Annotated in this window: 25 protein-coding genes; 7 read left to right on the forward strand and 18 right to left on the reverse strand. The window is 67.3% G+C overall.

Going from position 1 to position 23,689, the window contains the following annotated elements; translation table 11 throughout:
- Position 1: 1 nt before the first annotated feature.
- From APS40_RS03875 to APS40_RS03885, 4 genes are all read right to left on the reverse strand, one after another.
- On the reverse strand, positions 2 to 196 hold the full coding sequence (locus tag APS40_RS03875; protein WP_055045811.1) for a hypothetical protein: 195 nt from the start codon (positions 194 to 196) through the stop codon (positions 2 to 4).
- Positions 197 to 454: 258 nt separating this feature from the next.
- Positions 455 to 598: a hypothetical protein gene (locus APS40_RS24775; RefSeq protein ID WP_156342826.1), complete on the reverse strand. Its 144-nt coding sequence runs from the start codon at positions 596 to 598 to the stop codon at positions 455 to 457.
- A gap of 328 nt (positions 599 to 926) precedes the next feature.
- Positions 927 to 1,178 (reverse strand): hypothetical protein, encoded by a 252-nt coding sequence (locus APS40_RS03880; protein ID WP_055045812.1) that lies wholly within the window; start codon positions 1,176 to 1,178, stop codon positions 927 to 929.
- 88 nt (positions 1,179 to 1,266) lie between these two features.
- Positions 1,267 to 1,473, reverse strand: a complete 207-nt coding sequence (locus APS40_RS03885) for a cold-shock protein (RefSeq protein WP_055045813.1) — start codon at positions 1,471 to 1,473, stop codon at positions 1,267 to 1,269.
- A gap of 424 nt (positions 1,474 to 1,897) precedes the next feature.
- Here APS40_RS03885 and APS40_RS03890 point away from each other — a divergent pair, with 424 nt between their 5' ends.
- Both APS40_RS03890 and APS40_RS03900 read left to right on the forward strand, forming a co-directional pair.
- Positions 1,898 to 2,095 (forward strand): hypothetical protein, encoded by a 198-nt coding sequence (locus tag APS40_RS03890; protein ID WP_055045814.1) that lies wholly within the window; start codon positions 1,898 to 1,900, stop codon positions 2,093 to 2,095.
- A gap of 418 nt (positions 2,096 to 2,513) precedes the next feature.
- Entirely contained in the window at positions 2,514 to 2,747 is a 234-nt protein-coding gene (locus tag APS40_RS03900; protein ID WP_055045816.1) for a hypothetical protein, read from the forward strand.
- A 244-nt stretch (positions 2,748 to 2,991) separates the two neighbouring features.
- On the opposite strand, the gene APS40_RS03905 is transcribed toward APS40_RS03900, so the two are convergent.
- The 8 genes from APS40_RS03905 to APS40_RS03940 form a co-directional block, all read right to left on the reverse strand.
- A complete protein-coding gene (locus tag APS40_RS03905; RefSeq protein WP_055045817.1) occupies positions 2,992 to 4,656 on the reverse strand; it encodes a hydantoinase B/oxoprolinase family protein in 1,665 nt (554 codons plus the stop codon).
- An 8-nt stretch (positions 4,657 to 4,664) separates the two neighbouring features.
- Positions 4,665 to 6,728 carry a hydantoinase/oxoprolinase family protein gene (locus tag APS40_RS03910; protein WP_055045818.1) on the reverse strand — a complete coding sequence of 688 codons (2,064 nt, stop codon included), beginning with the start codon at positions 6,726 to 6,728 and terminating at the stop codon, positions 4,665 to 4,667.
- A 66-nt stretch (positions 6,729 to 6,794) separates the two neighbouring features.
- Positions 6,795 to 7,766 (reverse strand): ABC transporter permease, encoded by a 972-nt coding sequence (locus APS40_RS03915; protein WP_055045819.1) that lies wholly within the window; start codon positions 7,764 to 7,766, stop codon positions 6,795 to 6,797.
- On the reverse strand, positions 7,766 to 9,301 hold the full coding sequence (locus APS40_RS03920; protein WP_055045820.1) for a sugar ABC transporter ATP-binding protein: 1,536 nt from the start codon (positions 9,299 to 9,301) through the stop codon (positions 7,766 to 7,768). Before APS40_RS03920 ends, APS40_RS03915 begins: the two co-directional genes overlap by 1 nt.
- Before the next feature lie 310 nt (positions 9,302 to 9,611).
- Positions 9,612 to 10,604: a sugar ABC transporter substrate-binding protein gene (locus APS40_RS03925; protein ID WP_055045821.1), complete on the reverse strand. Its 993-nt coding sequence runs from the start codon at positions 10,602 to 10,604 to the stop codon at positions 9,612 to 9,614.
- A 90-nt stretch (positions 10,605 to 10,694) separates the two neighbouring features.
- Positions 10,695 to 11,237, reverse strand: a complete 543-nt coding sequence (locus tag APS40_RS03930; RefSeq protein WP_055045822.1) for a GAF domain-containing protein — start codon at positions 11,235 to 11,237, stop codon at positions 10,695 to 10,697.
- Positions 11,234 to 12,466: a metal-dependent hydrolase family protein gene (locus APS40_RS03935; RefSeq protein ID WP_055045823.1), complete on the reverse strand. Its 1,233-nt coding sequence runs from the start codon at positions 12,464 to 12,466 to the stop codon at positions 11,234 to 11,236. Before APS40_RS03935 ends, APS40_RS03930 begins: the two co-directional genes overlap by 4 nt.
- Before the next feature lie 159 nt (positions 12,467 to 12,625).
- Positions 12,626 to 13,897: an ArgE/DapE family deacylase gene (locus tag APS40_RS03940; protein ID WP_055045824.1), complete on the reverse strand. Its 1,272-nt coding sequence runs from the start codon at positions 13,895 to 13,897 to the stop codon at positions 12,626 to 12,628.
- A 150-nt stretch (positions 13,898 to 14,047) separates the two neighbouring features.
- Between APS40_RS03940 and APS40_RS03945 the strand changes: the two genes are divergently transcribed.
- A complete protein-coding gene (locus APS40_RS03945) occupies positions 14,048 to 14,986 on the forward strand; it encodes a dihydrodipicolinate synthase family protein (RefSeq protein WP_055045825.1) in 939 nt (312 codons plus the stop codon).
- 131 nt (positions 14,987 to 15,117) lie between these two features.
- Here APS40_RS03945 and APS40_RS03950 read toward each other — a convergent pair whose 3' ends face one another.
- From APS40_RS03950 to APS40_RS03965, 4 genes are all read right to left on the reverse strand, one after another.
- Positions 15,118 to 15,828: a GntR family transcriptional regulator gene (locus tag APS40_RS03950; protein WP_055045826.1), complete on the reverse strand. Its 711-nt coding sequence runs from the start codon at positions 15,826 to 15,828 to the stop codon at positions 15,118 to 15,120.
- A 271-nt stretch (positions 15,829 to 16,099) separates the two neighbouring features.
- Positions 16,100 to 16,843, reverse strand: coding sequence for an SDR family oxidoreductase (locus tag APS40_RS03955; RefSeq protein ID WP_055045827.1), 744 nt, complete (start codon positions 16,841 to 16,843; stop codon positions 16,100 to 16,102).
- Positions 16,844 to 16,856: 13 nt separating this feature from the next.
- On the reverse strand, positions 16,857 to 17,804 hold the full coding sequence (locus APS40_RS03960) for an alpha/beta hydrolase (protein ID WP_055045828.1): 948 nt from the start codon (positions 17,802 to 17,804) through the stop codon (positions 16,857 to 16,859).
- A 79-nt stretch (positions 17,805 to 17,883) separates the two neighbouring features.
- Positions 17,884 to 18,186 (reverse strand): putative quinol monooxygenase, encoded by a 303-nt coding sequence (locus APS40_RS03965; protein ID WP_055045829.1) that lies wholly within the window; start codon positions 18,184 to 18,186, stop codon positions 17,884 to 17,886.
- 162 nt (positions 18,187 to 18,348) lie between these two features.
- Here APS40_RS03965 and APS40_RS03970 point away from each other — a divergent pair, with 162 nt between their 5' ends.
- Positions 18,349 to 19,248, forward strand: a complete 900-nt coding sequence (locus APS40_RS03970; RefSeq protein ID WP_055045830.1) for an AraC family transcriptional regulator — start codon at positions 18,349 to 18,351, stop codon at positions 19,246 to 19,248.
- A 95-nt stretch (positions 19,249 to 19,343) separates the two neighbouring features.
- On the opposite strand, the gene APS40_RS03975 is transcribed toward APS40_RS03970, so the two are convergent.
- Complete coding sequence (locus APS40_RS03975) at positions 19,344 to 20,078, reverse strand: phosphotransferase enzyme family protein (RefSeq protein ID WP_055049537.1); 735 nt, start codon at positions 20,076 to 20,078, stop codon at positions 19,344 to 19,346.
- Positions 20,079 to 20,161: 83 nt separating this feature from the next.
- On the reverse strand, positions 20,162 to 20,947 hold the full coding sequence (locus APS40_RS03980; RefSeq protein ID WP_055045831.1) for a class I SAM-dependent methyltransferase: 786 nt from the start codon (positions 20,945 to 20,947) through the stop codon (positions 20,162 to 20,164).
- A 110-nt stretch (positions 20,948 to 21,057) separates the two neighbouring features.
- Here APS40_RS03980 and APS40_RS03985 point away from each other — a divergent pair, with 110 nt between their 5' ends.
- The 3 genes from APS40_RS03985 to APS40_RS03995 all read left to right on the forward strand — a co-directional run bounded on the left by APS40_RS03985 (position 21,058) and on the right by APS40_RS03995 (position 23,541).
- Positions 21,058 to 21,948 carry a LysR substrate-binding domain-containing protein gene (locus tag APS40_RS03985; protein WP_055045832.1) on the forward strand — a complete coding sequence of 297 codons (891 nt, stop codon included), beginning with the start codon at positions 21,058 to 21,060 and terminating at the stop codon, positions 21,946 to 21,948.
- Positions 21,949 to 22,151: 203 nt separating this feature from the next.
- Positions 22,152 to 22,556 (forward strand): peptide-methionine (R)-S-oxide reductase MsrB, encoded by a 405-nt coding sequence (gene msrB / locus APS40_RS03990; protein WP_055045833.1) that lies wholly within the window; start codon positions 22,152 to 22,154, stop codon positions 22,554 to 22,556.
- 7 nt (positions 22,557 to 22,563) lie between these two features.
- Entirely contained in the window at positions 22,564 to 23,541 is a 978-nt protein-coding gene (locus APS40_RS03995) for a tagatose kinase (protein WP_055045834.1), read from the forward strand.
- Positions 23,542 to 23,689 lie beyond the last annotated feature (148 nt).

The raw sequence follows: 23,689 nt of genomic DNA on the forward strand, positions 1-23,689 counted from the left end.
CTTACTTTGAACCGCTGGCCTGGGTACGCAGCACATCGATGGTAAGCGGCCGCCGCTCCTGATCGAAGATCCCTATTTCGGCGGCGCCCGCTTCGCGAAGTTGCTCGTATTCCCAGATCGCCATTTCCAACGTGTGAGCTTCTCGCCGTTGGGCGCCCGTGAACATGCGATAGGTCAGAGTGAACAGCGGGAGCATCAGCGGAGAGCACCTCCCCGGGCCACGGAACGCTGCCTCCGCCGGGGATCGCAGCCGGTCATTTGACCACCGTCAGATGAGTGTGCCCCACCTCACCCATAGGGTGTAGCCAGAGAGGATCGAAGTCTCGCCAGCTCTTTCGGACCGCCGGAAAGGTCAAGGTCTCGTCGGCCGGTGGGCATCCATTCAAATTCATCGGCTTGGCAAGGTCTGTCGTGCTCAGGATAAGTCGGCGCACACCGCGAATTCTCAACGCGATCATTGCCAACCGCCGAGCGAGATGACCTGCCGGACGACAAGCGCGAGGCCGAGCGTCAGAGTAAAACCCAATGCGAAGTTGATTTTGCGCGCATGCCTAAATGTAGTCGGCGCGGCGGCCGCTTGCGGGTAATCGACGGGCATGTTGGGAGCTTTCGCTGGTGGCGCAAAGGTGCGCTCGAGTGAGTATGCGCCCATTCCCGTCATGCACCTAACAATTTCGGACGCTTGGCCTATCAATAGAGGAAAAAGCGCGTATGGTCGCTGTTGGACCGGCGAGCCTCAGGCAGCCGGGTCGGACCTAAGTCGGTTTCGGCGGTGGTCTTCAGGTGTGGACCTCGGATCATCTCCACCAGGGAAGTGTGCGAGGCTCCGCTCGACTGCATTGAGGGTGTAGAGCCTCGCCGCTTTAACGCCGTCGACAAGATCGGTTGCAGCCGCGAAACCCAACGTTCAGTCATAAGGGATTTCTTCAAGCGGCAATTTTCCGCCGCAGCAACGGATACTCATCGGCGTCATAGAGGGCGCGAATAGCCTCACCCTCGTAGCGCCGCTCATCGACCTCCAGAAACGACCCTGCCAGCGACGGGGAGGACACGATTTCGATCATGAACTGGATCGCTTCCGCGGCATTGCCGAAGCGGCGATACCGCTGTTTGCTTGTCTTAGCGTAGCGGCGACTCGGATAAACTTCCGCGCTCACTTCGTAGTCGAAGTAGGCCATCATATGTATCCCTTGCTAATGCGCTACGCGGGGTGAACATTCCTGCTGAGGCAGGAAGCGGCCGAACCAGGTCCGGCCACTCAAGCGGTCAGGCCAGCGAGAGGTTGGTAGCAGACATCTTGCCATCACGACCGCTCCCCAGGTCGTAAGTGACACGCTGTCCTTCGGCGAGGCCCATTATGCCGGCTGCCTCGAGGGCGGCAGCATGCACGAATGCATCCTTGCCCCCGTCATTGGGAGCGATAAAGCCGAAGCCTTTGGTGGCGTTGTAGAACTTCACGGTTCCGTTGATCATGATGATCTCCTTAACGGGTCGATCGCCTAGGGCCAACGCACGGTTTCCACCGCCACGACAGGTGGCGAGGTAGAGCGTCTGCAAAAGTGGGGATCGAACAGCCGGAATAAGCCGGAAATCAGAGGCCAACGATGGCTTAACACGAGATTAAATAGGATGCCGATGCAGAAAATACAAGTGCAAACACCACAGGAGCCACTGCCACGACAACTAAGCCGCGCTCCGCTCGCCAGAATCACTGAGAAAAATCGCGGCTAGATTGGTTCCTTATGGCTGAAAAAACAAATCGCTTGGTGTTTCGTTGGATAAAGTCCACTACTGAACCACGGAAGTTCAAACTTCAAACACGGTGATCGTCTCGCGTCAGCTCGCGATGGCTGTGCCGCCCATCTAGGGCCTTTAGCGGACACGGAAGTTCCTGAAAATGATCAGCGAGAGCCGCAAGGCCAATCGCGACAGCTTCGCCAGCCAGCGAGCGCGACTCCACTTTTCCGGTGTCCCCCCTGTAGCAGGCATCGGTATCCTCAAGGGCATCGGACAGGATGTCACCACCCCGCCGCGGACCCGGCGTGACATCGTGCGCGAGGGATTGATCGGCTTCGTTCCAGTGGGTGCGCATTGAGCCAGTGGCACGCCGACCTGGATGGTCTCACCTTTGGGCCAGGGTCCCTGGTCACCGTTCTATCCCACCATCAGGTGGTTCGGGTCCTGAGCTCCGACACCTTGCTGATCGAGGACGCCGACGGCCAACGATACTCAGCGTTCGTTCTGGACAGGACAGGCTCCGAGATCCAGTTGCTGATGCCCGATGGCCACCACAGGTCTCTGGAGTTGAAGATCGACAAAGCCCTCCACGAGCCTCAGCCTGGCGAGGTCTTCTCGCATCAGACCTGGGTGCACCACTGAGCGCGGCCGGGTGCGATGCGCAGGTCAGGGTCACCGATACCCGCCGGTTAGATCGTCACCCGGTTGAGGACGTTGGAGGTGAGGGTGCGGCCGCGCTCTCATCGCCAGCGTCCTAATCGATACGAGGAGCCAATATGAGCACGATGTATTTTGCCCAAGGGTTCAAAGCCAAGGGAAAGAAGCTCGAGCCAGAAGCACCTAGGTCAGCCAGGACCGCCGAGGACGCCATCGCGGCTGCTCAGCGCCTGGAGCCCATCCGGGCTGGGGTGTGGGCCTATTCGGCCGACATTGACATCGAAACTGACACCTACGACGAGCCGCGCGAGCTGTATCGAGCGGGCCAGCTCCCAGCCGGGTTGGGAGAGTAGTCACAGGCGGATCTGAAGTCCGGTTTGGGCCAATAGGGGCCATTCACCGCGGTCCTCGGAGCCAAAAACGAACGGACCATCGAAACACACAGCCGGTGCAAGCAACGCGCCCGCGCTTCGCGCTGTGCTGGGCGTGCATCGAGCTGCGTCGGTCTGGCCAGGCCTTGCACCCACCCACCGGCTGTCATCCCTGTTTTTTGGCAGGGATGACATCGAGTGTTGCTCCGGCCCTTGGTGAAACAATCTAGCCCCCGGGCGTCCCCACCGTGCCATACACCTCCAACGCCCGCTCGCGCGTCAGGTAGCCGTCGCGGATGTCGCGGGCGATGGCTTCGGGGGCGCGGGCCTTGGGCTCGCCATAGCCGCCGCCATTGGCGGTGACGATGCGGATCACGTCGCCGGTGTTGACCACCACATTGGTGGCGAAGGCGTAGCGCTCGTTGCGTCCGTCGGTGCGGCGCAGCTCGACATAGTTGAGCGAGCCGTCGAGGCCGCCGCCGACGCCCCAGGGCGGCATGGTGGAGCGGGTGTAGCCGAGCGACAGGAAGTTGTTGTCGCCACGCACCCGGTAATGCACCTCGATGCCCTTGCCGCCGCGCCACTGCCCTTCCCCGCCCGGCTCGGCATTGAGCGCCACCTGGTCGACGAACATGCCGTAGCGGGCTTCGGCGATCTCGGCGGGGCAGTTGAAGGTTTCGCCGTGAAAGCCAGAGAACTGCCCCGAATTGCCGTCATGGCCCTCCCAGCCGCCCCAGCCGCCGACCTGCGGCTCGACGATGGTGTAGTGCCGCCCGGTGTCGGGGTGCTTGCCGCCCATCACCGTGCCGCAGATCGAGGCGAAATTGCCGGCCGGCACGATGCCGCCGAAATGATGCGCCAGCGCCCTCAGCGTCATGTCGAACAGCCGGATCTCGACTTCCGAGTAATAGCCCAGCGCGCCGGGCTCGATGACGTGGAAGATGGTGCCCGGCTCGGTGATCACCTCGAGCGGGCGGAAGCAGCCGCCATTGCCCGGGCCGTCCGGATCGGTGAAGTCCTTGAAGGCCAGCTGCAGCGCGATCTCGGAGCCCTCGCGCGACGAGTTCTTCGAGCCCGCCTGCCTGGGGTTACCGCGGAGGTCCACCGTGAACTTTTCCGGCGTGATGACGAGGCGGATATTGTGCACCGCGCCATCGTCCTGGGTTTCGGAATAGTCGTAGGTGCCGGCCGGCATCTGCTTCAGCGCCGCCAGCGCCCGGCGTTCGCCGAGGTCCATATAGTCGGCGACGGCGGCGAGATAGGTGTCGGCGCCGTATTTGGCGAGCAGCTCCTGCACCCGGCGCTCGCCGATGCGGAGGCCCGCGATGCCGGCCCACAGGTCGCCCTTGAGGAAATCGGGCAGCCTGGTGTTGACGTAGAGGATGTCGAACACCGCCTGGTTGGCGACGCCCTGGTCGAACAGCTTGACCGCCGGGATGCGCACCCCTTCCTGGAAGATTTCGGTGGCATCGGCCGACATCGAGCCCGGCACGTTCCCGCCCACATCGTTCCAGTGCGCGATATTGGCGACCCAGGCGACGATGCGGTCGCCCGAAAACACCGGCGCGGCCAGCACCATGTCGTTGAGGTGGGTCACCCCGCCATAATAGGGATCGTTCGAGGCATAGAGATCGCCCGGCCGGACGCTTTCGAGCGGGAACTTCTTGAGGATGCCTTTGACCGCCTTGTCGAGCACCCCGATGAAGGCGGGGATGCCGGCGCCGGCCGCGGCGATATCGCCGACCGGGTCGAGGATCGACGAGGAGAGGTCGAGCACTTCGTAGATGATGGCCGACATCGAGGCCTTGCGCTGCGCCACGAACATTTCGTCGGCGATCGCTTCGAGCGCGTTCTGGATGATGTCGAAGGTGACGGGATCGTGCTTGGTCATCTCAGCCCTCAGATCGCGATGTGGATGTTGCCGTAGTCGTCGATGCTGACCCGGTTGGCCGGCTGGATCACCACCGTGGTGCCCGGGTCCTCGATCACCGCCGGGCCGGCAAAGCTCATGCCGGGCTCCAGCCTCGTGCCATCGTAGATGGTGGCTTCGTGGATGCCTTCGGTCGCATAGTCGACCTCGCGGCGGCCCTTGATGGCCTGTTCGAGGCTGGCGCCGGTCCGCTCGAGCCTGGTGATCTCGAGCTTGCCCACCTCGGACGCGGCCACCAGGTGCAACCCGATGATCTCCACCCCGGCATCGAGCCGATAGGTGTATTCGCGCTCATAGGCATCGTGGAAATTGGCGATCAGCTCGGCCATCGAGGCCCGGCTCGGCTCGCCCGCCGGCAGCGGCACTTCGACGGCGAATTCCTGGTTCTGGTAGCGCACCCGCACCAGCCCCTTGATGCTCACCTTGTCGGCCGGCACGTTCCCGCGCACGAAATCGGCGATGGCGCGCTCGCGCGTCGTCGCCAGCAGCTGCGACAGGCTCTCGTGGTCGTCGGCATCCATCAACTGGGTGACGAAGTAATCGCGCCTCAGGTCGCTCATCAGCATGCCCCAGGCCGAGAACACCGAGGCGCCGCGCGGCACCACGACCTTCTTGACCCCCAGCTCCTTGCCGAGCTCGGCGCCATGCATCGGGCCGCCGCCGCCGAACACCACCATGGTGAAATCGCGCGGGTCGTAGCCGCGGTTCACCGAGACCAGCTTCAGCGCGTTGACCATGTTCGAATTGGCGATGCGCACGATGCCGCGCGCCACTTCGATGTTGCTCATCCCGAGCTTGCCGCCCAGTTCGGCCAGCGCCGCGTTCGTCGCCGCCATGTCGGCGACGACATTGCCGCCGACGAAGTAATCCTTGTTGATGCGGCCGAGCGCCAGGTTGGCGTCGGTGGTGGTGGCGTTGCTGCCGCCCCGACCATAGGCGGCCGGCCCGGGCACGGCGCCGGCCGAACGCGGCCCGACATGGAGCTTGTCGAACTCGTCGACCCAGGCGATCGAGCCGCCGCCATTGCCGATCTCGACCAGGTCGACCACCGGCACCATGATCGGATAGCCGGCGGACTTGCGGTCGCGCTCGATCCAGTAGTCGGTCTTGATGGTGACCTGGCCGCCTTTGATCAGCGAGCATTTCGCCGTGGTGCCGCCGATGTCGAGCGCCAGCACATCGGGCTCGCCGATGATGCGGCCGAGCTCGGCGGCGCCCCAGAAGCCCGAGGCTGGGCCCGATTCCACCATGGTGATCGGCGTCTGCTTGATCGACTCCACCGCGTCGACGCCGCAGTTGGACTGCATGACGTAGAGCCCGCCGGCATAGCCCTGGTCGCGGAGGCCCGTTTCCAGCCGCTCGAGATAGCGCTGCGCCGACGGCTGCACATAGGCCGAGAGGATGGTGGTGGAGGTGCGCTCGTATTCGCGCCACTCACGGGTGATCTGGTGCGAGGCGACGGCGACCACGTCCGGCCACAGCCGGCGCAGCTCCGCCAGCGCGGCCTCTTCATGCGACGGGTTGGCATAGGCGTGGATGAAGCAGATGGCGACCGCCGTGACGCCGTCGGCGCGGAAATCGGCAACGATCTCGGCCAACCCCGAGAGGTCGAGCGGCACCTGCTCCTTGCCATGGAAATCGATGCGGCCGGCGAGCTCGCGGCGCAGGTACCGCGCGACGAACGGCTCGGGCTTCTTGTACTTGAGGTTGAAGAAATCCGGCCGGTTGCCGCGGCCGATCTCCAGCACGTCGCGGAACCCTTTGGTGGTGATCAGGCCGACCTTGGCGCCCTTGCGCTCGGTCAGCGAGTTGATCACCACGGTGGTGCCATGCGCGAGGAAATCGAGGCTCTCCAGTTCGACCCCGCCCTTGGCGAGGACGTCGAGCACGCCCTTCTCGAAATCCGGCGGCGTGGTATCCGACTTTTCGGTGCGGACCGTCTGTGCGCCGCTCCGCATATCGGTTTCGAAATACACGAGGTCGGTGAACGTGCCGCCGACATCGGTGGCGACGCGGGTGATCTTGTCGGACATCTCAGTCTCTCGCTTGCGCGCCGCGGCCGCTGGCCGCCGGCGCCATATTCCGTGGGTGGCAGACGCTCATCGCTTGTTGCCGGTCGCGGCGAGCGCGACGGCCAAGACGATGATCACGCCGGTGGTCAGGTCCTTGAAGAAGGGGTTCACGTTGAGGATGTTGAAGCCGTTGCCGATCAGCGCCATCAGCAGCACGCCGGCCATCGAGCGCCAGATCGCGCCGGCGCCGCCCATGATCGAAGTGCCGCCCAGGATCACCGCGGCGATCGCCTCGAACTCGTAGCCGGTGCCGGCCTGCGGCTCGCCCATCGACAGCCGCGACACGGTGATCACCCCGGCCAGCCCGGCGGCGCCGCCCGACAGCGCGAAGGTGATGATCTTGACGAGGTTGGTGCGGATGCCCGAGAGCAGCGCCGCCTCCTCGTTGCCGCCCACCGCGAAGATGGCGCGCCCCAGCGTCGTGCGGTTGAGGATGAACATCATCAGCACCATGAAGGCCAGCATCACCAGCACCGCGACATTGACCAGGTCGAGCTTGGCGCGGCCCAGCCAGGCGAATTCCTCGACCCGCACCGGGATCAGCTTGCCGTTGGTGATGAGGATGGCCATGCCGCGATAGACGAGGCTGGTGGCCAGCGTCACGAGGAACGAGTGGACGTTGAAGGCGGTGATGATGATGCCGTTGATCGAGCCGAGCAGCAGCCCGATCAGCGGCGCCGCGACGATGGCGAGCAGCGGGTCGACATTGACCGCGAGGTAAGCCGCGCTCACCGAGGCGACGCCGAATATGGCCCCGGTCGAGAGGTCGAAGCCGCCGCCGATGATCACCAGCGTCAGTGCGCAGGCGATGATGAACAGCGGCGTCGACTGGTTGAGGATGTTGAACAGGTTCCGCGGCGTCAGGAATGACGGCGACAGCAGCGTCAGCGCCACCAGCATCACCGCGATGATGATGAGCACGCCATACTGGCGCACGAAATCGCCGAAGTCGAAGCGCCGCGCGGCGGCAGGGGTCTTGGTGAGGGTGGTGTCGGCCATCAGCTGGCAGCCTCCTGGCGATTGCGTTGGCTGTTCTGTTCGTCAAAGACGCGGGTGAGCGCCGCTTCCACCGTCAGCGCGGCGGCGGGCTCTTCGGCAAAGATCCGGCCTTCGCTCAACAGGTAGCAGCGGTGGGACAGGTTGATGACTTCCTCGAGCTCGGAGGAGATCAGCAGCACCCCGACGCCCTGCCGCGCCATCTCGACGATGAAATCGTGGATGCGGCGGCGGGCTCCGATATCGACGCCGCGCGACGGCTCGTCGAGGATCAGCAGCTTGGGTTTCGCCACCGCCCATTTGGAGAGCAGCACCTTTTGCTGGTTGCCGCCCGAATAGCGCGCCACCCGGCCATCGACCGCCCCGGGCACGATGCCGAAATGTCCGATCATGTCGCGCGCCTGTTTGATCTCGGCGCCGCGGTTGAGGATGCCGAAACGGCTGATCCGGCCGAGGGTGCCCAGGCTGATGTTGAAGCGGGTGGGCTGGGTCAGCACCAGTCCCTGCTTCCGCCGATCCTCGGGCACCAGCGCCACGCCGGCGGCGATCGCCTCATGCACGCTGAAGCGGCGGCCGACCGGTGCGCCCTCGATCAGATATTGGCCGGCGGTGATCCGGTCGGCGCCGAACAGGGCGCGCGCCACTTCGGTGCGGCCCGAGCCGACGAGGCCGACCAGCCCGACGATCTCGCCGGGACGGATGGCGAGCGAGATATCGGCGAGCCCGGCGCCGGTGCTGACCCCGCGCAGCTCCACCACCGGAGGAAGCGTCGCGGCGGGGGCGGCAGGCAGCGCCGGCCAGAGGATTTCGGCGGCCTGCCCGAGCATGGCGTCGACGAGGCTCTGCTTGGTCTCGCCCGCGATCGGCGAAGTGCGTACCACCCTGCCGTCGCGCATGATGGTGACATTGTCGCAATTGGCGAGGATGTGGTCGAGGAAGTGGCTGACATAGATGACGGTCTTGCCCTGCCCCTTGAGCCGCCGGATCACCTCGTGCAGGCGGTCGGCTTCGTCCTCGGTCAGGGACGAGGTCGGCTCATCCATGATGATGACCTGCGCCTCGCGGGCGATGGCGCGCATGATCTCGACCTTCTGGCGCTCGGCGATGCGCAGGCTCGCCACCTTGACCGACGAGTCGATGCCGAAATCGCAGGCCTCTTCCAGCGCCGCGAAGCGGGCGGCATCGCCGCCGACCAGGATGCCGGCGCGCTGGCTCTCGCGGCCGAGAAAGACGTTCTGCACCACGGTCAGCTCGGGCGCCAGCTGCAGCTCCTGGTGGATCATGGCGACGCCCAGCGCCAGCGCATCGCGCGGCGAAAAGCGCACGACGCGCGCCCCGAGGATTTCGACCTCGCCCTCGTCGGGAGTGTAGTAGCCGCCGATGATCTTGCCGAGGCTGGATTTGCCGGCGCCGTTCTCGCCCACCAGGGCATGCACGGTCCCCGCGGCGATCTCGACATCGATGCCCTCGAGGATGCGCGTGCCGCCAAAGCTCTTGGCGACGCCCCGCACCCGGACGGCGATGGCTGGAGTGGTCATCGTTGCCTCCCCGGCTGCAGCGAACCGATAACGATCATTGATCCGGTGACTGGCATGGCAATCTCATATGAAGGCCACCGGGCTGGCTTTGGTCCTCCACCGCGTAGCGGGGGAGGGGGACCGCCGGAGGCGGTGGAGGGGGCGGCGGCAGACGCCGGTGTTCGGGGCCGCCCCCTCCAGCAGCTTCGCTGGTCCCCCTCCCCCGTTTCACGGTGGAGGAGCACTGAAAGTGCAGTGCTTAACCTCATATGCGATTGCCCTCCGGTGACCGGGGGCGGGAGCGCCCCCGGCTCGGATGGTGCGAAGGCGATCAGCCTTCCCACTCCGCCTTGAAATCCGGATGGGCGTCGAGCCAGGCCTTGTCGACGATCATCGGGTTGGAGGCCTTGGTGGCCGGGTCGATCCAGTTCTCGACCGTCTCGCCCTTCTTGGCGCGGATCAGTGCGTCGGCCGCATAGAAGCCTTCCGAGTACGGGTAGCCCGAGAGCGTCGCGTCGAACACGCCCGCCTTGATCTTGTCGACGGTGATCTGGTTGAGCCCGCCGCCGATCATGTAGATCGGCTCGATCGGGATGCCGGCATCGTTGAGCGCGATCTCGACGCCGAGCAGGTGCTGGTCGGCATTGGAGAGCACCGCGTCGATCTTGGGGTTGGCCTGGATGATGTCCTGGAACGCCGTCAGCGACGCATCGGGGCTGTAATTGCCCTCGCCGGTGGCCACGACCTTGATGTTGGCGTGCTGCGACAGCACGGTCTCGAAGCTCTTGTAGCGCAGGTTGTCGAACGGGAACTGCAGCTGGCCGATCATGATCACCACGTTGCAGGGATCCTTGTCGGCGCAGAACTTCACCACTTCCTCGGCCTGCGCAGTGGCGCCGGTGACCGGGTTGGAGGCGACGGTGGTGGTGAGGCCGGCGACCTGCGGGGTCATCACCGTCAGGTCCGGGCCGACCGGGAACAGCACCGAGGCGACGAGCAGGCCTTCCTTGGTCGCCTCCTCGAGCGCGGTGGCGATGCCGACCGTATCGTTGGGGGCGATGATGATGCCGTCGAAGCGGCCGCCGGCAATGATGTCTTCGACCTGCTTGTACTGGGTGGCGGCATTGAACTCGCCGTCGAAGATCTCGACCTCGACCCCGCCCGCCTTCTCTGCGGCGGCTTTCACGCCCTGCCAGGTGGCGTCGTTATAGCCGTTCTGGCTGGACGCCGCGAGGAAGGCCAGGCGGATCGGCTCCTGGGCCATGGCGGGGGCTGAGATGAGGGCCGAAGCCATCAGCGCCGCTGCGAAAATCTTGTGCTTCATCTGTGTTCTCCTGTGGGTCCCGTGTTTGGTGCTGGGTCCGTAGGTTCGGACCACCTGTTGCGCCGTCCGCCGAAGCGGCCGGCGAGTGCCTCATCCCTCCAAGGCCGAAACGCCGCCGCCGGCTTCGCCGTGGAAATTGGCGCCTTCCGAGCGCGATTGGCCGAGCAGCAGGAAGGCGAGTGTCGCCACCGGCTGCCAGGCAAGCGCGGCCTCGACCTTGTCGGCCGTGTAGTGCCCCTTGCGATGCAGCAGGTTGAGCGTGCCGATCACCCTGCCATCGGCGACCGCCGGCAGGTTCATGTTGGATTCAAAGCCCAGCGCCTCGATCTTCTGCCAGTCGAAAAACACCCGCTGGATGCCCTCGATGCTGGTCGAGGCATAGGGCTCGCAGCGCTCGATCACCGTCTCGAAATAGAGGTTGCGGTCGAGCCGCTTGAAATTGCCGGTCGGATAGGCCGCCGCATCGTCGGTCCACACCCGCCGCGAGCGCATGGCGTCGAGGTCGTAGACCGAGGCCGTGGTGAGGAGCGAGCCGACCGCGGCATGAAGGCCGGCGCGGCAATAGGCGAACACCGCGACGGCGGCATCGGCGCCGCGCGCCAGCCGATGGGCGTGGGCGAGATCGGGGCTCACTCCCCCCTCCGGTCGTGCTTGATGGCGCCGTCCTTGACGACGAGCCTGAGGTGCTGCTCAGGCCTGCCGAGCGCGGCGATATCGGCGAACGGATCGACGTCGAAGGCGACGAGATTGGCCCGCGCCCCCGTCGCCATGGTGCCGATCTCGCCTTCCATGCGGCAGAGCTTCGCCCCGGCGCTCCACATGCCGCCGAGGATCTCGGCGGGGGTCAGCACCTGGGCGAGGAGTTCGAACTCGAGCCCGCCATACTTGCGCAGCTGGCCGAGGAGGTCGGTGCCGAAGGCCATGGGCAGCCCGGCCGCGCGCATCACCTGAAGCGAGTTGCGGCCGCCATCGCGCACCACGTCGATCTTGGCCTGTTCGGCAACGCCGAAGCCCAGCTGGGCGCCCTCGAGCTTCAGGCCGTCATAGGCCGCCAGCGTCGGCACCGCGATGCAGCCCGCCTCGGCGGCCATGGCGGCGGTCTCGGGCTCGATCAGGTTGCAGTGCTCGAGCGACTTCACCCCGAGCCTGACGCAGCGGCGGATCGAGGCATCCGAATAGACGTGCGCCGACACATAGGTGTTGAAGTTGGCCGCTTCCTCGACCATGGCGCGGATCTCGTCGTCCGAATATTGCAGCCCGTCGATCGGATCGTTGGGGGAGGAAACGCCGCCATTGGCCATCACCTTGATGAAGCGGGCGCCTTCCTTGATCATCTTGCGGCAGGCACGGCGCACCTCGTCGACCCCGTCGACCAGGACGCCCATATTGCCCAGCCGCCAGCCCAGCGCGTCGGGCCGGATATCGGTGCGCAGGCGCAGGTCGGTGTGCCCGCCGGTCATCGACAGGCCCTTGCCGCAGATGACCAGGTCAGGCCCCTCGATCAGCCCGTCCTCGACGCCGCGCACCAGGCCCAGGTCGGCGCCGCCCAGATCGCGCACCGTGGTGAAACCGGCAGCGAGCAGCCCGCTCATCACCTGCGCCGCGCGCAAAGCCGCAAGGCTGTCGGGAGCGATGGCATTGGCCCAGAGGTCGAGCGACCAGGCGACGACATGGAAATGACAATCGATGAAGCCCGGCATCAGCGTCAGGCCGCCGAGGTCGATCACCTCGCTCCCCGGCGCCGGCGCCACCCCGGTGCCGACGATCCGGCCATCTCGCACCGAGACGCTGGTCGGGGCGCCGAGCGCCTGGCGCTCGAGATCGACGAGACGCGCATTGGTGAAGTGCAGCACCCCGTTCATCGGCCGGGCGCCGCGCCGACCGATGCGGCCTGTGAGATCTGCTGGTTGTCGGTTAGGCGCATTGAGGTCCTGCTTGCGACGCTTTGATGTCAATATGAGCGAATATTTAGTTTGTCGACAAGATGGATTCTGAACCCTGCCCTGCCGAAACTTTGAGCGTCATGCTGCCTTGAGGCCGCACCAGTCGGCGACAAAACGGGCAATCACCTCGGTGGTGGTGGCGAGGCTGGCGAGCTCCACCGCCTCGGACGGCGCGTGCATGCCGCGGGCATTGCCGCCGTAGCAGAGCGCCGGAATGCCGTAATAGAGGTCGTAGAACCGGGTATCGCTGGTCGCCGTCAGGCAGAGCGGTTCGAGCGGCTGGCCCAGCACCTGAGTATGGATTTCGGCGAGCAGCGCCTCGGCTGCGGTGCCGGGGGCAAAGACGTGGCCGTCGGCCTGGAAACCGATCCAGCTCAGCGCCGGCATTTCGGCTTCGAGCGCCGCGGCGCAGCGCCGCACCGCCTCGGCGACGCGCTCGCGCACCTCCGCCAGGCTGTGCCCCGGCAGCACCGACAGCCGGCATTCGAGCTCGCACCACGAGGGGACCGAGCCCAGCCAGTCGCCGCCGCGGATCTTGCCGGGGTTGAACTTCACCGGATCGGCGATGGCGCCGAAATAGGGGTGCGACACCGCCTCGGCATTGATCTCGGCGGTCAGCCCCTTCAGCGCCTCGATATAGGCCATGGCCGCGAGGATGGCGTGCGAGCCGGTGGAGGCGCTCGCCAGCACATGGCCCGGCCGGCCCAGAATGCGCAGCCGGAACCACACCGAGCCCAGTTCGGCCCGGATGAGCCGGTGCCCCATGCTTTCGGGAATGAATGCCGCATCGGCGCGATAGCCGCGCGCCAGCGTCGAGAGCGCCCCATTGCCGGTGCACTCCTCTTCGCTCACCGTCTCGATATGCACCCGCGAGCCCGGCACGAAGCCCAGCCGACGCAGCGCATCGAGCGCGAACACCATGGCCGAAACCCCCGCCTTCATGTCGGCGGTGCCGCGCCCATGCATCCAGCCGTCGCGAATCTCGGGCTTGAACGGATCCTGCGCCCAGAGCTCGGGCGCTCCCGGCGGCACCACGTCGATATGGCCCATGAGGATCAGGCTCTTGCCCACCGGTGCCTCGACCTCGTGGGTCGCGACCACCTGCACCGCCCTGGAATAGTCGGCGTCGACCACCGGCGAATAACCCGGCAGCCCGGCAATCTCCACTTCGTCGAGACTGTAGCGGTCGACCCCCCAACCGCGCGCCGCGAACTCGCCGGCCAGCCAATCCTGGCAGGCGGCCTCGTTGCCCCGGGTGCTGTCGAAGCTGGCGAGCCGGGCCAGCCACTCGGTCTGCCGCTCGAACCCCTCGGCCACCGCGGCGCGCAGCGCCATCGCATCGATCGTCATGTCACTCCCCTGCCCCGATCCGGCACTTCGCGCAGCGGACTGGAATTCTCTGTCGACAAACTGTCGGCTGAACCCTATAGGGAGATCGTGACGAAGCGCAATACGCTTTGCCGAACCCATTGATTGCCCCTAGCCGCTGGAGCTGACCTCATGGAAAAGAGCCCGTTCACCGGGTGCATTCCCGCCCTGATGACCCCCTGCCGGTCCGACCGGACGCCGGATTTCGATGCGCTGGTGCGCAAGGCCAAGGAGCTGATCGGGCTCGGCATGTCGGGCGTGGTCTATTGCGGCTCGATGGGCGATTGGCCGCTGCTCACCGATGCCGAGCGCATGGAGGGTGTCGAGCGGCTGGTCGAGGCCGGCATTCCGGTGATCGTGGGCACCGGCGCGGTCAACACCAGGGCCGCCGCGGCGCACGCCGCCCATGCCCAGAAGGTCGGCGCCGCCGGCCTGATGCTGATCCCGCGCGTCCTCTCCCGCGGCTCGTCGGCCGCCGCCCAGCACGCCCATTTCAAGGCCCTGCTGTCAGCCGCTCCGGACCTGCCGGCAGTGATCTACAACAGCCCCTATTACGGCTTTGCCACCCGCGCCGACCTGTTCTTCGCGCTGCGCGCCGAGCACAAGAACCTGGTCGGCTTCAAGGAATTCGGCGGCGAACAGGACCTCTCCTACGCGGCCGAGCACATCACCTCGGCCGATCCCGAGCTGACACTGATGGTGGGCGTCGATACCGCCGTCTATCACGGCTTCATCCAATGCGGCGCCGCCGGCGCCATCACCGGCATCGGCAACTGCCTGCCGCGCGAAGTGCTGCACCTGGTCGAACTCTGCGTCAAAGGCCAGCAGGGCGACCCGGTGGCGCGCCGTCGCGCCAGGGAACTCGAGGAAGCGCTGATCACGCTTTCCACCTGGGATGCCGGCCCCGACCTGGTGCTGTTCTTCAAGTACCTGCTGGTGCTCAACGGCGAGCCCGAATACGCGCTCCACTTCAACGAGACCGACGCCCTGAGCCCGGCGCAGCAGCGCTTCGCCGAACAATCGCTCACGCGCTTCCGCACCTGGTACGCCGACTGGGCGAAAGCGGCTTAAGCGCGCTCGGTCGCATATGGAGCACTGATGGTCGTTTGAGTGCCTTCTCCCCTTGTGGGAGAAGGCAAGAGGTGCCCCTCACCGACATGTGCGATTGCCCTCACGGGGCGCCGACTGCAAGCTCCTCCCCCTCACCGCGCCTGCAGCGCCAGGTCGATCCGGGTGGTCGTCTCGCGCGAGATGTAGGACTGGATCTGCCGCACGATCTGGGCGGCGTGCGTCGCCGCCAGCGCGTCGGCGCGGTCGGCGTCGCCGGCTTCGATCGCCGCCACCATGTCGGCATGCTCGTCCACATATTGGCGCGGCAGGCGGTCGTCGAACGAGTAGTAGAACACCCGCATCACCCGCCGCCCCTCGTCGAGCAGCCGGGCGAACAACTGGGTGAAATAGACATTGCCGCCGGCCTCCGCCACCGCCACATGGAAATCGCGGTTGATGGCGATCATCCCCAGCGCATCATGGCGGCGCACCGCATCGGCATAGGCGGCCTCGAAGGCCCGGATGCGCACCAGGTGCTCGGGCCGCCGATGCACTGCCGCGGCGCGGGTGGTGACCCGGTACATCAGCGTCAGCGCCTCGAAATAGACCGGCAGGTTTACGAAGTCGATCGGCGCGACGATGGTGTTGCGGTTGGGCAGCGTCGTCAGCAGTCCCTCGGCCGCCAGTCGCACCATCGCCTCGCGGATCGGCGTGCGCGACAGCGCAAACTCCTCCGAGAGCCGCATTTCGTCGAGCGGACTGCCCGGCGGCAGGCTGAGATCGAGGATCGACTGCCGCAGCCTGTCGTAGACTTTCTGCACCCCATGTCCCCGCTTGCGGGTCTGAGGCGCCGCCTCCGCCATTGCCTGCGACTGTTTCGCCATGTGCTCACCTTCGATTCTGCTGCGCATGTCGCAACAGGCCCATGAGGAAAGTACCACCGGATTGCCGTCATGCCCGCAAGTCGCAATGATTACTTGCGAACATGTTGTTCTGTTGCTGCGGCCGAGCACGACATCCGCGCCTCTCCACGGCGCAGGGCGCCGTTGCACGCCCTGCTCTGCTCCCCCCGGCACGATCGGCTGCCATCTGCGGTTGCGCCGATGGACGGCCGGGGCAGTGCCCCGGCCATTGTCACCGCGACTGCCGCTCCCACAATTCGAGCGCATCGGCGCCGGCCGGGAAGCGCAACTGCCCGGTGGTGTCGTGCACGGCGCGCCAGACGGCGTCGGCGACGTCGCTCTCGCTGGTGGTCACCGCGGGGCGGGTGCTGAACACCGCCGTGGCGTGGGCCCTGTAGGCCGGCGGAACCTGCGCGGCGAAGTCGAAGGCCGAGTTCTGCGCAAAGCGGGTGCCGAGCCCGAGGCCGGGCTCCACCAGCTTCACCTCGAGGCCGAACGGCGCCAGTTCGGGGACGAGCGCCATCGACAGCCCTTCGATCGCCATCTTGCTCGCGGTATAGGGCGCCGAGAACGGGAAGGCGCCCAGTGTCGCCGAGGAGGTGACGTTGACCACCACGCCGCTCCGCCGCTCGCGCATCTGGGGCAGCACCGCCTGGATCATCGCCATCACCCCGAACGTGTTGGTCTCGAAGATGCGGCGGATCTCGCTCAGGGGCGCGACTTCCAGGGCGCCGGCCATGCCGACCCCGGCATTGTTGACCAGCACGTCGATCGGCCCCGCCGCGGCGACGCAGGCGGCAATGCTGGCCGCATCGGTGACCTCGAGCGGCAGCACCCGCAGCCGCTCCGACTCCGGCAGCAGGCCCGGCTGCGGCTTGCGCATCGTCGCGACGACGTTCCAGCCCTGCTGGTGGAAGTGGCGGGCGATCTCGTGGCCATAGCCCGAGGAGGCGCCGGTGATGAGAATGTTGTTCATGGCAAAGAATCCTTCAGTTCGGGAGGTTGAGGAGGCGGCCGAGCCAGGCGCTGCGGGTCTGGCGGGCGATGATCGAGAGCTGCGCCTTTGGGAACAGCGCATCGAAGCCGTGACAGCCGCCGGGCCAGACATGCAGTTCGGCCACCCCGCCCGCCGCCCAGATGCGGCTCGCATAGGTCGCGTCCTCGTCGCGGAACAGTTCGGCCGAGCCGGTATCGATGAAGCTCGGCGGCAGCCCGCCGAGATCGCTCGCCAGTGCCGGTGACGCATAGGCCGAAACCGTGGTGGCGGTCCCGAGCAGAGCCTCCCAGCCGAAGCTGTTGGCGGCGCGCGTCCAGGTGGCCGGACCCTCGGCATATTGCCGGCTCGAGGCGGTGTCATTGCGATGGTCGAGCATCGGGCAGATCAGCACCTGCGCCGCGATTGCCGGGCCGCCGCGGTCGCGGGCCATCAGCGTCATGCCGGCCGTGAGGCCGCCTCCGGCGCTGGCCCCGGCAACCACCAGCCGCTTGGGGTCGATGCCGAGTTCGGCGGCATGCCCGGCGACCCATTCGAGACCGCTGTAGCAATCCTCGACCGGGGTGGTGCCCTGCACTTCCGGCGCCAGCCGGTAGTCAAGCGTCACCACCACGGCGCCGAAGCGCTCGAGCCAGTCGAGCGGAATATCGAGATTGGTGAAACGGTCGCCCATCACCATGCCGCCGCCATGCAGCCAGTAGATGCAGGGCGCCGCGGCAGACGTCGCCAGCCCGGCGGGGCGGAACACCGAGAGCGGCAACAGGGCGCCGTCGGCGGCGGCGATCTTGAGTTCGCGCCGTTCGATCGAACGCCCTTCGACAAAGCTTTCGGCGGGTGTCCGATATTGCCGCAGCAGCGGCAGGCTCCGGGCATCGAGGGGCGGCACGGCGGGCATTTGCGCCAGCAGCCCGGCGAGTTCGGGGTCGAGTGCGGGACGGTTCATGGAGTGCTCCTTGAGACAAGGCGATGCCGGCGCGCCAGCTGGCGCGTGCGGGATCGCGAGGATGGGGGGGTGTCGGGTGCTAGAGGACGGCTTTGCCGCCGAGCGGCACTTCGTCGGCATAGGCGCTGTCGAGCACCAGCGGGCCGAACTCGGCGGTATAGGCCTTGGCGACGGGGCTGGCGAAGAACCGGCCATGCGCCTCGGCGCTGCTCCAGCCCTCCGTGACGAAGACCAGGTCGGGGTTGCTGGCCGAGCGGCCGATCAGGAAGACGAAGCAGTCGTCATGGGCGAGCGACGGAGCGCGTTCGAGCAGCGCCACCAGCGCGTCGCCCTGCCCCGGCCGGGCCGTCATGGTGGCGTGAAAACCATGCGTGATGGTCATTTCGGTGTCCTTTCGCTGCCGTGAGCCCAGTGCTCGGCGGCATCGACACCAAACCACTTTCGCGGCCGGAGGCGATATCACAGGGCTCCCGATGACTTGCACGATCCTACCATCAGAAGGAGAATCGTTTGAACGGTAGAGCGGCTGTGCTACTCCATTGGCATGCCGATAGATGAACTCAACGCCCTGATCGCCCGCTATGCCCGCCCCGATGCGTCGACACCGGTCGAAGGTGTGCTACTCGCCGAGCACGACGCCTCGATCGAGGAACATTCGACCACCGGCACGGTGATGGCGCTGATCGCCCAGGGAGAAAAGCGCCTGGCGCTGGGCGACCGGCTCTATCGCTATGGCGCGGGCCAGTATCTCGTCGCCTCGATCGACCTGCCGATCACCGGTCAGTTCGTCGGCGCCAGCCCGGCGCACCCGGCCCGTGGCTTCGGCATGGTGCTGCACCCGCCCAGCATTGCCGAACTGCTGCTCGAGGCCGGCACGCCAGGGCTCGACCGGCCCGCCGGCGCCCCCTCGGGGCTGATCGTCTCCGACGCCCCCGCGCAACTGCTCGACGCCGTGCTGCGGCTGTTGCGGCTGTTCGACCAGCCACGCGATCTTGCCGTGCTGGGCCCGCTCATCAAGCGCGAAATCCTGTGGTGGCTGATCGTCGGCGAACAGGGCGCCACGGTGCGCCAGCTCGGCCTTGCCGACAGCCACCTCAGCCACATCGCCCGCGCCGTGCGCTGGATCCGCGAGCACCACGCCAGCGCCTTCCGGGTCGAGGACGTGGCGGAGATTTGCGGCATGAGCCCCTCGGCCTTCTACCGCAATTTCCAGGCGGTGACGGCGATGAGCCCAATCCAGTTCCAGAAGCAGATCCGGCTGCAGCAGGCCCGCCTCCACCTCGCGGCCTCACCCGACGACGTCGCCGGCGTCGGCTTCCGCGTCGGCTATGACAGCCCCTCGCAGTTCAGCCGCGAATACCGCCGCCAGTTCGGCGCTCCACCCAGCCAGGACGCCCAGCGCCTGCGCGGCGAGACCCGGGCCGTGATGTCATCGCTGGTCTAGGGGACGAGGTGGATACCGGACAGCAGTCACTCCTCGCGACGCCACCGCGGGTGGAGACGGAAGCCTTCCTCAACCAGCCGGCGTCAGGCCGACGCTCACTCCCCCGCCCGCACCTCGGCGAGCCGGCGCTTCGAATAGTCGTCGTCCCAGCACACGGCCGCCTCCCAGGCGGCCGAAGCCTGGGCGGCCACATCGTGGAAGCTCGGCGCGAGCCCGGCGGCGTTGTGTGGCAGCACCAGGTCGAGGTCGGAGACATCGACATGCGCCTCGTCCCAATCGATCAGCGCCACGCGCTCGGGCGTGATCCGGATGTTGCGCGGGTTGGGATCGCCATGCACGACGCTGGTCGGCCGGCCGGCCAGCCGGGCCCAGGCGGCGCGGCAGCGCGCCACGCCCTCGGGCGGCATGGCGGCGAGGTTCACCCGCGTGCCGCTCGTCGCGACGAGCAGGTCGCCCGACGATTTCCAGCCCGGCCGCTGCGGCCAGCCCGCCGTCAGGCGGTGCAGCCGGCGCAGCGTCTCGGCGACGCGGCGCCAGTCCGCCCCCGTCTCCGGCGGGCCGCCCTCCACATAGCGCATCAGCATCAGGCCATCGGCGAACAGCCGGCCGTCGCGGGTCGGGATCGGCTCCGGCACGGCCATGCCGTGGCGTGCCAGGTGCTGCAGCAGCGCCGCCTCCCAGCCAAGGTCGGCATCGCTGCGCCGCCCCTGCCGCCCGACCGCCAGCTCGCCGCCGATGCTGACGCTCCACACATCGTTGGCGACGCCGCCCGACAGCGGTTCGATCCGCTGGACGCCATTTCCCCAGAGCTGCAGCGCGTCCCATCCCACGGGCGAAATCCCTTCGATCCGGCGTGCGAGCAATAAACGAGGGGGCGGCGGGCAGCAACGCGCTGCGCCCCTTTGCCGGGTCTTCAGGGCTCCCCCGGACGCCCGACGATCAGCCGGAGCGAGCCCTCGAAGCTCGGAGTGGTGCGCAGCCGGCCGTAGCGCCGGTCCCAGCTGCCATCGGCGAGGTCGCGGCCAAGCGTGGCGACGAACCGCTCCACCACTGCCGGCGCGACGAAGGTCCAAGCCGAGTTGGCGAGGCGCGCGCCCGGATCGAGCAGGCGTTCGGGGCGGCCGTAATAGGCTTCGCCGAAACCGTCGACGCAGTCGAGCGGGATCGGCACCGGCAGGATCTCGACCGCGCCGCCCAGCCCCGTGACGATCTCGGACAGCGCCGGGTAGCGCCGCGCTTCGACGGCGATGGCCTCGGGCGCGTAGTCGTTGAGCCAGAACCGGTCGAGCGCCTCAGGGTCGCAGCTGAGGATGACCACCGGGCCGCGCGTCACGCGCCGCATCTCGGCCAGCCCGGCACCGAGATCCTGCCACTGGTGGACGGTGAAGGTCGCCATCGCCGCGTCGAACGCCTGGTCGGCGAAGGGCAACTGCTCGGCCGTGGCATCGATGGCCCGCGGCAGGTGCGCCGGGCGCTGCGCGCGCATCGCCGCCGAGGGCTCGACCGCCGTCACGGCGCGATCGACCGGCTCGTAGGACCCCGCCCCGGCACCGACATTGAGCACCGTCCGTGCGTCTCCGAGGGCGGCGGCGATCAGCGCCGCAATGCGCGGCTCCGGTTGTCGGTAGCGGCTGTAGCCGCTGCCGATCCGCCCATAGTCGACGTCCCCGGCACTGCCATCCACGGTGCGCTTGGCCATTACTGCCTCTGTTCGTTCTATTGACATTGAGTGTTTCGAGGGCAAGCAAACACACTGGCTGAGCGCAGGAAAAGCGATAAGTTCGAACAGTCTTTGTTCGGAAAACTCACATGGCGCGTCGCATCCCCTCGCTCAATGCGCTCCGGGCCTTCGAGGCTGCCGGCCGGCACGGCCGGATGACGCTGGCGGCGGCCGAGCTGAACGTCACGCACAGCGCCATCAGCCGGCAGGTGCAGCATCTCGAGGCGCTGCTGGGCGTGGCGCTGTTCGAGGGGCCGCGCAACCGGCTGCAGCTGACCAGTGCCGGAACGCAGCTGCTGGCCGGGCTCGGCGCCGGGTTCGATCTGATCGACCAGGCGGTGCGGGCCGTCGCCGACAGCGAGGACGGGCCGCTCGACGTCTCCTGCCCCGGCACCTTCACCATGCGCTGGCTGATCCCCCGGCTCTATCGCTTCCGCGAGCGCCACCCGGCGATCGAGGTGCGGCTCAGCGCCTCGAGCCGGCCGGTGGATTTCGAGCGCGACGGCTTCGACGTCGCCATCCGGGCCGGCTCCGGCCCGTGGCCCTATGGAGCCGAGACGGTGGCGCTGTTCGCCGAGACCACCGGCCCGGTGCTGGCGCCGGAGCTGGCGGCCGTGGCCGGCGCCGACTTTGCCGGGCTGACGCTGCTCCATTCGCGCACCCGCCGGCATGCCTGGCGGCAATGGAGCGATCGCTCGGGCATCGCCGTCGACGAGCGGGGCGGCAACGAATACGAGCATTTCTATTTCATGCTGGAGGCCGCCTCGTCCGGGCTCGGCGTCTGCATCGCGCCCTGGCCGCTGGTGGCCGACGACATCCGCTCCGGGCGCCTCCTGGCACCGGCGGGCTTCATTGCCAGCGGCCAGCATTACGTGGCGCTGCGCCGACCCCGCCGGCAGCGCAAAGCGGCGGCGTTCTGCGCCTGGCTCGCCGAGGAAGCGCGGCTGTTCAGCGGCGAGGCCGGCAATCCCGCCCCCTGATGGTGGGTCGGCGCAGGAATGGAGCGATGATCCGATCGTCCGGTGCGCGTGGACCCCCACCCCTGTCCCCTCCCCGCAAGGGGGAGGGAGACGCTCTCAGCGGCGCCCGTGTTTGGGTGCACATAGTGGTAGAGATCGTGGCCGGGCATCGCTATGTTTTCGCCGACCCGTGAGCCCCGTCGGGCTGTCTGAGATCGAGAGCCATGCAGCAGAGTTTTCCCGTGACCCGCACCGACGCCGAGTGGCGCGCCCGGTTGACGCCCGAGCAGTTCCAGATCATGCGCGAGCATGGCACCGAGGCGCCGGGCAGTTGCGCGCTGCTGCTGGAGAAACGTCCCGGCACCTTTTCCTGCGCCGGCTGCGACACCCCGCTGTTCGAGGGCAAGGTGAAGTTCGAGAGCGGTACCGGCTGGCCGAGCTTCAACGAGCCGCTCCCCGGCGCGGTCGAAACCACCACCGACAGGAGCTATGGCATGGTCCGCACCGAGGTGCATTGCGCCACCTGCGGTTCGCACCTGGGCCATGTGTTCAATGACGGCCCGCCGCCGACCTATCTGCGCTACTGCATCAACGGCATCGCCATGAACTTCACGCCGGCCGGCGCCTGACCGGCCCATGCCGCAGGCCCTCCTGTCGCCCGATGCGCTGGGCCCGACGATCTCTGTGGGCGAGATCCTGGTCGAGATCGTCGCCACCAGCATCGGCGAGGGCTTTCGCACCGCGCAGCCGTTGATCGGGCCCTATCCCAGCGGCGCGCCGGCGATCTTCATCGATCAATGCGGACGGCTGGGTGGCCGCGCTGCGATGATCGGCGCCGTCGGCGACGACGATTTCGGCCGGGTGAACCTCGATCGGCTCAGCGCCGACGGGGTGGATGTGTCGGGGGTTGCCGTCGACGGCGCGTTTCCCACAGGCAGCGCCTTCGTGCGCTACCGCGCCGATCGAACGAGGGACTTCGTCTACAACATCGCGACCTCCGCGGCGGCGCGGTTCGGCTGGAGCGAGGCGGTCGATGCGCTGGTGCGGCAGGCGGGGCACCTGCATGTGATGGGCACGGCGCTCACCCTGTCGAGCGCCCGCGAGGTGATCGCCCGCGCCCTGCCGATCATCAAGGCGAGAGGCGGCACGCTGTCGGTCGATCCGAACCTGCGCAAGGAGTTGCGGCGCGACGCTGCGGTGGAAGATCAGTTCGCCGAACTGCTGCGCCAGGCCGACCTGCTGCTGCCGAGCGGTGACGAACTGGCGCGCGCCGCCGGCGTCGAGGATGAGGCTGCGGCGCTCGCCCGGCTGTTCGAGCTCGGCATCAAGGAGATCGTGCTGAAGCGCGGCGCCGACGGCGCCAGCTGTTTCGGCTGCGACGGCTCGCGCATCGACACCGCCGCGTTCTTGGTGGAAGAGATCGACCCCACCGGCGCCGGGGACTGTTTCGGCGGCGCTTATGTCGCCTGCCGCCGCCTCGGCATGGCGCGGGAAACGGCGCTGACCTATGCCGCGGCCGCCGGGGCCCGCAACGTCACTATCCGCGGTCCGATGGAAGGCGCCGGGACGCGGGCGGAGCTCGATGCATTCATCGCGGCGACGCCGCGGCGCTGAGTGGAGGCGCTGGTTGCGGCGAGCGCCTTTGGCCTTCGTCACGCACAGACCGATGGCTCAGCCGCCGGCCGCCTTCCCCCGGTTACGCATCAATGCGTACTTCGCCGTTACTTTTTGTGGAGGAGTATCGTTCCGGAGCCGCCACGGC

The sequence above is a fragment of the Devosia sp. A16 genome, from assembly GCF_001402915.1.
Taxonomy (GTDB): Bacteria; Pseudomonadota; Alphaproteobacteria; order Rhizobiales; family Devosiaceae; genus Devosia_A.

Bases quoted from the DNA above. Each gene is read 5' to 3' on its own strand.
- APS40_RS03875 (WP_055045811.1), bottom strand. From the start codon at position 196: ATGCTCCCGCTGTTCACTCTGACCTATCGCATGTTCACGGGCGCCCAA.
- APS40_RS24775 (WP_156342826.1), bottom strand. From the start codon at position 598: ATGCCCGTCGATTACCCGCAAGCGGCCGCCGCGCCGACTACATTTAGG.
- APS40_RS03880 (WP_055045812.1), bottom strand. From the start codon at position 1,178: ATGGCCTACTTCGACTACGAAGTGAGCGCGGAAGTTTATCCGAGTCGC.
- APS40_RS03885 (WP_055045813.1), bottom strand. From the start codon at position 1,473: ATGATCAACGGAACCGTGAAGTTCTACAACGCCACCAAAGGCTTCGGC.
- APS40_RS03890 (WP_055045814.1), top strand. From the start codon at position 1,898: ATGATCAGCGAGAGCCGCAAGGCCAATCGCGACAGCTTCGCCAGCCAG.
- APS40_RS03900 (WP_055045816.1), top strand. From the start codon at position 2,514: ATGAGCACGATGTATTTTGCCCAAGGGTTCAAAGCCAAGGGAAAGAAG.
- APS40_RS03905 (WP_055045817.1), bottom strand. From the start codon at position 4,656: ATGACCAAGCACGATCCCGTCACCTTCGACATCATCCAGAACGCGCTC.
- APS40_RS03910 (WP_055045818.1), bottom strand. From the start codon at position 6,728: ATGTCCGACAAGATCACCCGCGTCGCCACCGATGTCGGCGGCACGTTC.
- APS40_RS03915 (WP_055045819.1), bottom strand. From the start codon at position 7,766: ATGGCCGACACCACCCTCACCAAGACCCCTGCCGCCGCGCGGCGCTTC.
- APS40_RS03920 (WP_055045820.1), bottom strand. From the start codon at position 9,301: ATGACCACTCCAGCCATCGCCGTCCGGGTGCGGGGCGTCGCCAAGAGC.
- APS40_RS03925 (WP_055045821.1), bottom strand. From the start codon at position 10,604: ATGAAGCACAAGATTTTCGCAGCGGCGCTGATGGCTTCGGCCCTCATC.
- APS40_RS03935 (WP_055045823.1), bottom strand. From the start codon at position 12,466: ATGAACGGGGTGCTGCACTTCACCAATGCGCGTCTCGTCGATCTCGAG.
- APS40_RS03940 (WP_055045824.1), bottom strand. From the start codon at position 13,897: ATGACGATCGATGCGATGGCGCTGCGCGCCGCGGTGGCCGAGGGGTTC.
- APS40_RS03945 (WP_055045825.1), top strand. From the start codon at position 14,048: ATGGAAAAGAGCCCGTTCACCGGGTGCATTCCCGCCCTGATGACCCCC.
- APS40_RS03950 (WP_055045826.1), bottom strand. From the start codon at position 15,828: ATGGCGGAGGCGGCGCCTCAGACCCGCAAGCGGGGACATGGGGTGCAG.
- APS40_RS03955 (WP_055045827.1), bottom strand. From the start codon at position 16,843: ATGAACAACATTCTCATCACCGGCGCCTCCTCGGGCTATGGCCACGAG.
- APS40_RS03960 (WP_055045828.1), bottom strand. From the start codon at position 17,804: ATGAACCGTCCCGCACTCGACCCCGAACTCGCCGGGCTGCTGGCGCAA.
- APS40_RS03965 (WP_055045829.1), bottom strand. From the start codon at position 18,186: ATGACCATCACGCATGGTTTTCACGCCACCATGACGGCCCGGCCGGGG.
- APS40_RS03970 (WP_055045830.1), top strand. From the start codon at position 18,349: ATGCCGATAGATGAACTCAACGCCCTGATCGCCCGCTATGCCCGCCCC.
- APS40_RS03980 (WP_055045831.1), bottom strand. From the start codon at position 20,947: ATGGCCAAGCGCACCGTGGATGGCAGTGCCGGGGACGTCGACTATGGG.
- APS40_RS03985 (WP_055045832.1), top strand. From the start codon at position 21,058: ATGGCGCGTCGCATCCCCTCGCTCAATGCGCTCCGGGCCTTCGAGGCT.
- msrB (WP_055045833.1), top strand. From the start codon at position 22,152: ATGCAGCAGAGTTTTCCCGTGACCCGCACCGACGCCGAGTGGCGCGCC.
- APS40_RS03995 (WP_055045834.1), top strand. From the start codon at position 22,564: ATGCCGCAGGCCCTCCTGTCGCCCGATGCGCTGGGCCCGACGATCTCT.